6 protein-coding genes and 1 other RNA gene are annotated in these 6,247 nt (G+C 72.3%); 4 read left to right on the top strand and 3 right to left on the bottom strand.

What is annotated here, in order from left to right; all coding sequences use genetic code 11:
* Both RI554_07090 and ugpC read right to left on the bottom strand, forming a co-directional pair.
* Nucleotides 1-1,589: ABC-F family ATP-binding cassette domain-containing protein (locus RI554_07090; protein ID MDR9391780.1), on the bottom strand; the 1,589-nt coding region annotated here is incomplete at its 3' end.
* Between the two features lie 65 nt (nt 1,590-1,654).
* The gene (ugpC, locus tag RI554_07095; protein ID MDR9391781.1) at nt 1,655-2,752 is read right to left on the bottom strand and encodes a sn-glycerol-3-phosphate ABC transporter ATP-binding protein UgpC; all 1,098 of its coding nucleotides are present in this window, start codon (nt 2,750-2,752) and stop codon (nt 1,655-1,657) included.
* A 98-nt stretch (nt 2,753-2,850) separates the two neighbouring features.
* On the opposite strand from ugpC, the gene RI554_07100 reads away from it, so the two are divergent.
* Both RI554_07100 and RI554_07105 read left to right on the top strand, forming a co-directional pair.
* Nucleotides 2,851-3,120, top strand: coding sequence for a type II toxin-antitoxin system Phd/YefM family antitoxin (locus RI554_07100; GenBank protein MDR9391782.1), 270 nt, complete (start codon nt 2,851-2,853; stop codon nt 3,118-3,120).
* Nucleotides 3,117-3,443, top strand: a complete 327-nt coding sequence (locus RI554_07105) for a type II toxin-antitoxin system RelE/ParE family toxin (protein MDR9391783.1) — start codon at nt 3,117-3,119, stop codon at nt 3,441-3,443. Before RI554_07100 ends, RI554_07105 begins: the two co-directional genes overlap by 4 nt.
* Before the next feature lie 77 nt (nt 3,444-3,520).
* Here RI554_07105 and ssrA read toward each other — a convergent pair.
* Nucleotides 3,521-3,879: a transfer-messenger RNA gene (gene ssrA, locus RI554_07110) on the bottom strand.
* A gap of 123 nt (nt 3,880-4,002) precedes the next feature.
* Between ssrA and RI554_07115 the strand changes: the two genes are divergently transcribed.
* Together RI554_07115 and RI554_07120 are read left to right on the top strand one after the other, a co-directional pair.
* Nucleotides 4,003-5,580, top strand: coding sequence for an ABC transporter ATP-binding protein (locus tag RI554_07115; protein ID MDR9391784.1), 1,578 nt, complete (start codon nt 4,003-4,005; stop codon nt 5,578-5,580).
* Nucleotides 5,577-6,247, top strand: a 671-nt coding sequence (locus RI554_07120) for a DegT/DnrJ/EryC1/StrS family aminotransferase (GenBank protein MDR9391785.1), incomplete at its 3' end; no start/stop codon positions are given. The genes RI554_07115 and RI554_07120, both read left to right, overlap by 4 nt.

A 6,247-nucleotide genomic window follows, 5' to 3' on the forward strand; every position in this document is an offset into this window, starting at 1 on the left:
CGTTTGCGTTCGTAGAACGCCCAGTCGCCCTCGTACGTCTCGAGGCGGCCGCCTTCGACCTCCCACACCTGCGTCGCGAGGCGGGCGGCGAAGCGGCGGTCGTGACTGACGACGACGAGGGCGCCCTCGAAGGCGTCGAGGGCGCCCTCGAGGGTCTCGATCATCTCGACGTCGAGGTGGTTGGTGGGTTCGTCGAGGACGAGCAGGTCGTACGCCGATCGGCTGAGTTTCGCGAGGGCGAGGCGGGCGCGTTCGCCCCCCGAGAGGTTCGCGATGGTCTTGAACTGCGCGTCGTAGGGGAACAGGAAGCGCCCCAGCAGGTCGTGCGCTTCGCGCTCGCCGACCATCCGCGCGAGCTCCTCGACGAGGGTGGCGTCGGGGTCGACGCCGGCGAGCGACTGGTCGTAGTAGCCGACCCGGACGCGGGCGCCCCACCGCACGTCGGCGCGCGGGTCGTCGCTGGCGACCTCGCCGAGCAGCACCCGGAGGAGGGTGGTCTTCCCCGCCCCGTTCGGGCCGGTGAGGGCGACCCGGTCGCCGGCGCGGAGCTGCAGCGCGACGTCGTCGAACAGGGTGCGGCCGTCGTAGCGTTTCGTGAGGTGGCGGGCCTGGGCGACGAGGTCGCCGCCGTCGTGCGCGTCGAAGGTGAAGCCGACCGTCCGTTCGGCGCGTTCGGCGCCTTCGAGCATCCCGTCGCGGTGCCGGTCGAGGCGTTTCTCCATCGCTTTGGCGCGGCGCATGAGTTTCGCGTTCTGGCCGGCCCAGCCGTGCATGCGTTCGGTCATCGCCTCGAGGCGGGCCTCCTCCTTGCGTTGGTTCGCGCGGGTGCGGGCCTCGAGCCGCTCGCGCTCCTCGCGTGCGGCGCGGGCGGCGCCGGGCGGTCCGTCGTACGTCTCGATGCGGCCGCGGCGGACGTCGGCGGTGACGTCGCAGGCGCCGTCGAGGAAGGCGCGGTCGTGACTGACGACGAGGGCGGCGCCGCGGTAGCGCGCCAGCCACCCCTCCAGCCACCGGCGCATGGTGACGTCGAGGTGGTTGGTGGGTTCGTCGAGGAGCAGCACGTCGGGGGCGCGCATGAGGAGGCGGGCGAGGCCGAGGCGGGTGCGTTCGCCGCCGCTGAAGCCGTCGATCGCGTCCGCTTCGCGGCCGGCGAACCCGAGGGCGTGGAGGACCATGTCGCGGCGCGCGCGGCGTTGGTAGCCGCCACGCCGCTCGAAGGTCGCGTGCAGCGTCTCCCAGCGGGCGTACACGTCGGGGTCGTCGAGGCCGGCGTGCTCGAGGCGCCCGAGGGCGTCCTCCATGGCATCGAGGTCCGCGAAGGCGGCGTCGGCGACGTCGCGGACCGACGCGCCGGCGGGGAAGTCGGGGTCCTGCTCGAGGTGCCCGACGACGACGTCGTCTCGGCGCCAGGCCTCGCCGGCGTCGGGCGTCTCCTCGCCCCCGAGCAGCCGGAGGACGGTGGTCTTGCCGGAGCCGTTGCGGCCGACGAGGGCGATCCGCGAACCGGCGCGCACCTCGAGGTGGACGCCGTCGAGCACGACCTTGGTGCCGTACTGTTTGTCGGCGGCGCGGAGGGCGGCGAGGACCACGCCCCGAGTCTAGCCGAGGGCGGCGGCGCGTCACGACGCGGGGCGGCCCCGGCGTGGGCGTCGGCTCAGGCGAAGCGCAGGTTGGCTTCCTCGTCGAGGTCGAAGGCGTGCAGGTAGTTCGTGTCGACCAGGAGTTCGATGTCGTCGCCGGCGGCGACGGGCGCGTGCGGGTCGACGCGCGCGACGACGTTCTGGTCTTCGCCGACCGAGGCGATGATGTGCGTCTCCGCGCCGAGCGGCTCGACGACCTCGACGCGGGCCCGGACGACGTTGTCCTGTTCGGGGATCGCGGTGTAGCCCTTGAGGCCGAAGTTCTCGGGGCGGATGCCGACGTACACCTTCTTGCCGTCGTGCTTCTGGAGCTTGCCGGCGAGCTCGTCGGTGGGGCGGATGTCGAAGTTCGCACTGCGCAGCACGCCGTTCTCGACGCCGCCGATCATGAAGTTCATGGCGGGGCTGCCGATGAAGCCGGCGACGAACTTGTTGACCGGTTCGTCGTACAGCTTGACGGGGCTGTCGACCTGCTGGATGAGGCCGTCCTTCATGACGACGATGCGGGTCCCCATGGTCATCGCTTCGACCTGATCGTGGGTGACGTAGATCGTCGTGACGCCCAGGCGTTGGTGGAGTTTGCTGATGCTGGCGCGCATCTCGACGCGGAGCTTCGCGTCGAGGTTGGAGAGCGGCTCGTCCATCAGGAAGACCTTGGGTTCGCGGACGATGGCGCGCCCGAGCGCGACGCGCTGGCGCTGTCCGCCGGACAGTTCGCGGGGGCGCCGCTCGAGGAGGTGCCCGATCTGGAGGATGTCGGCGGCCTCCTGCACGCGCCGTTCGATGTCCGCCTTGGGGGTCTTGCGCAGGCGCAGCCCGAACGACATGTTCTGGTGCACGTTCATGTGCGGGTACAGCGCGTAGTTCTGGAACACCATGGCGATGTCGCGGTCCTTGGGCGGCATGTCGTTGACGACGCGGTCGCCGATCCGCAGGGTGCCGTCGCTGATCTCTTCGAGCCCGGCGACCATGCGTAGGGTGGTGGTCTTGCCGCAGCCCGACGGTCCGACGAACACCATGAATTCGGCGTCCTGGATCTCGAGGCTGAAGTCCTGGACGGCGGTGACGTCGCCGAACCGCTTGTAGACGTGATCGAGGGTGACTTCCGACATGGCCCGTGACCTCCAAAGGGGGATTTCCGGGGGGAGCGTAGCACGTCGGGTCGCGCCGCCCCTTGCCGAACGACCTGGATTCGGACTACGTTCGGTCCATGCCCCTCTCGCAACGCGTCCGCAGCATCTCCTACCTCAAGGCCCACGCCGCCGAGCTCGTCCGCGAGCTCGACGCGACCCGCGAGCCGCTCGTGATCACCCAGAACGGCGAGGCGCGCGCGGTGCTCCTCGACGTCGCCAGTTTCGACGCGCTGCAGGAGACCGGCGCGCTCCTCAAGATGCTGGCGATCGGCGAGCGCGAGGTCCGCGAGGGCGCGGTCCAGACCGCCGACGAGGCGCTCGCGGCGCTGCGGCAGGTGGAGCCGTGAGCGCCCGCGTGCTGCTCACCGACGCCGCCGCGCACGACCTCGACGAGGCGTACGCCCGCACGTACGCCGCCGGCGGCCCCCCCGAGGCAGACCTTTTTCTGGACCGAATCGAGGACGCCTTGGCGGCGTTGGCGGCGGCGCCCGACCGCGGCGCCCCCCTCCCCGACCTCCTCGCCCTCGGGCGCCGCGACGGCTTCGAACGCCGCGACGGCCCCTGGCGCTGGATCTACCGCCACGCCGGCGACGAGGTCCACGTCGTCGCCCTCGCCCACGAGGACCGCTCGATGCAGTCGCTCCTCACGCGCCGCCTGCTCGACGCGTGACGTCGCGACGCCCGCCGCGGGGCCGAACGGCGCGACCCCACGAGAACGCCCCGCACCGGTGCGGTGCGGGGCGTGGCTGGTGGAGGCGGCGGGAGTCGAACCCGCGTCCGAAGCCCCCTCAGCCCGGCGTCTACGCGTGTAGTCTCCGGTTTTCGTTCGGCGACGCGGACAGGTCGGAGACCCACCGTTCCGCACGCCTAGGCGCCTAAGGTTCTCGTCGTCGGGCCGGCGTCGGGACCGTCGGACCAGTCGGTTTCGGGACGTCGGGCCTGGCGAACCACCGACGGGGTTTCCAGGGGACGCTGACTACGGGTTACGCAGCCAGAGCGTAGTTCTGGTTGCCGGTTAAGGCGTTGCAGCTTGATGACGCGGCCAGCTGCGTCCGCGACGCGCAACCGGTGCCTCGGTCGAGCCCCGTCGAAGCCGTGTCGCCCCCTCGGGTGCCCACCAGGTGGTCGCTACCGCGAAGGCTACGCCCCTTCGCGGACCCGTAGTCTAGCACGCGCCTCGCGCGCCCTTCGCCGGCCGGGCGACGCGGCCCGCGTGCTACCGTTTCGCCATGAGCGACGCCGCGCACCCCGCGAGGACGGGCGCCCCCCCGGCCGCCGCGGTCCGGATGGAGGGCATCACCAAACGCTTCCCGCTGGTCCTCGCCAACGACGCCGTCGACTTCGACGTCGCCTGGGGGGAGATCCACGCGCTGATCGGCGAGAACGGCGCCGGAAAATCGACGTTGATGAAGATCCTCTACGGCCTGCAGGACCCCGACGCGGGCCACATGACGATCGACGGGGCGGCGTACGCGCCCGCCAGCGCCCGCGACGCCATCGCGCGCCGCATCGGCATGGTGCACCAACACTTCATGCTGGTCGCCCCCCTCTCCGTCACCGAGAACGTCGTCCTCGGCAGCGAACCCGGCCACGCCGCCGCCCTCGACTACGCCGCCGCACGCCGCACCACGCGCAACCTGATCGACCGCTTCGGCTTCGACATCGACCCCGACGAACCGGTCGGCGACCTCCCGCTCGGCCGCCAACAACAGGTCGAGATCCTCAAGGCCCTCTACCGCGACGCGCGCATCCTGATCATGGACGAACCCACCGCCGTCCTGACCCCCCAGGAGACGCGCGGGCTGTTCCGCTTCCTCCGCGAGTACGCCGCGGAGGGCCACGCCATCGTCTTCATCAGCCACAAGCTCGACGAGGTCATGGAGATCTGCGACCGCATGAGCGTCATGCGCGACGGCGCCATGATCGGGACCGTCGAGCGCGAGGCGACCGACACCGCCAAGCTGGCGACGATGATGGTCGGCCGCGAGGTGCTGCTCCGCGTCGACAAGGTCGACGCCGACGTCCGCGAGACCCGCCTCGCGGTGCACGACCTCCGCCTCCGCCACCCCGACAAACCCAAGGACCTGCTCGCCGGCGTCGACCTCGACGTGCGCGCCGGCGAAATCCTCGGCGTCGCCGGCATCGAAGGGAACGGCCAAAGCGAACTCGTCGAGTGCATCACCGGCCTCCGCCCCCCCGACGCCGGCACCGTCACCCTGCTCGGCGAGGACGTCACCGACGCCAGCGCCCGCAGCCGCCGCCACGCCGGCCTCAGCCACGTCCCCGAGGACCGCAACGCCCGCGGCCTCGTCGGCAGCTACGACGCGGCGATGAACGCCATCCTCGGCGACCACCACGACGCCCCGTACGCCGGCCCGCTCGGCCTCCTCGACCTGCCCCGCATCCGCGAGCACGCCCGCGCCATCATCGCCGCCTACGACGTGCGGCCCACCAGCATCGGCGTCCTCGCGCGCGCCTACTCCGGCGGCAACGCCCAGAAACTCATCGTCGCCCGCGAACTCGAGCGGGACCCGAAGGTCCTCGTCCTCGCGCAACCCACGCGCGGCGTCGACATCGGCGCGATCGAGTTCATCCACCGCCAAATCGTCCGCGCCCGCGACGAGGGCCTCGCCGTCCTCCTCGTCAGCGCCGACCTCAACGAGGTGCTGTCGCTGTCCGACCGCATCGTCGTGATGTACGAGGGCGCCCTCATGGGCGAACTCGACGCCGCCGACGCCGACCCCGAAACCCTCGGCCTCATGATGGCCGGCGCGACGGTCGACGCCGCCACCGCCGACGCCGCGTGAACGACCCCAGCGCCCCCGCGCCGGTGGCGATGCTCGACCTCGCCGGCGAGGTCGCCGACCACGAAGCCGTCCTCCTCGACGCCGTCACGCGCGTCCTGCGGTCCGGCCAGTTCGTCGGTGGGCCCGAGGTCGACGCCTTCGAACGCGCGGTCGCCGACCGCCTCGACGTGCCCCACGCCATCGGCGTCAACAGCGGCACCGACGCGCTCCGCATCGCGCTGGAGGCCGCCGGCATCGGGCCCGGCGACGAGGTCGTCACCAGCCCCTTCTCGTTCATCGCCACCGCCGAAGCGATCGCGCGCGTCGGCGCCACGCCCCGCTTCGCCGACGTCGACCCCGACACCCTCAACCTCGACCCAGGCGCGGCCGCCGCCCTCGTGACGCCCCGCACCCGCGCGCTGCTCCCCGTCCACCTGTTCGGCCTCCCGGCCGACGCGGCGGCGCTGCGCGACCTGGCGCGCGACCACGACCTGTTCCTCCTCGAGGACGCCGCCCAAGCGTTCGGGGCGCACTACCCCGCCCGCTGCGCCGGCTGCAGCGACGCGCCGCGCTGCCGCGCAGCGAGCCGCGACGCGCTCGCCGGCCGCGCCGTCGGCGCGCTCGGGGACGCCGCCGCGTTCAGCTTCTACCCCACCAAGACCCTCGGCGCGTACGGCGACGCCGGCCT

Source organism: Trueperaceae bacterium (genome assembly GCA_031581195.1).
GTDB lineage: Bacteria > Deinococcota > Deinococci > Deinococcales > Trueperaceae > SLSQ01.

Coding starts and splice junctions, on each gene's coding strand:
- ugpC (MDR9391781.1), bottom strand. CDS start 2,752: ATGTCGGAAGTCACCCTCGATCACGTCTACAAGCGGTTCGGCGACGTC.
- RI554_07100 (MDR9391782.1), top strand. CDS start 2,851: ATGCCCCTCTCGCAACGCGTCCGCAGCATCTCCTACCTCAAGGCCCAC.
- RI554_07115 (MDR9391784.1), top strand. CDS start 4,003: ATGAGCGACGCCGCGCACCCCGCGAGGACGGGCGCCCCCCCGGCCGCC.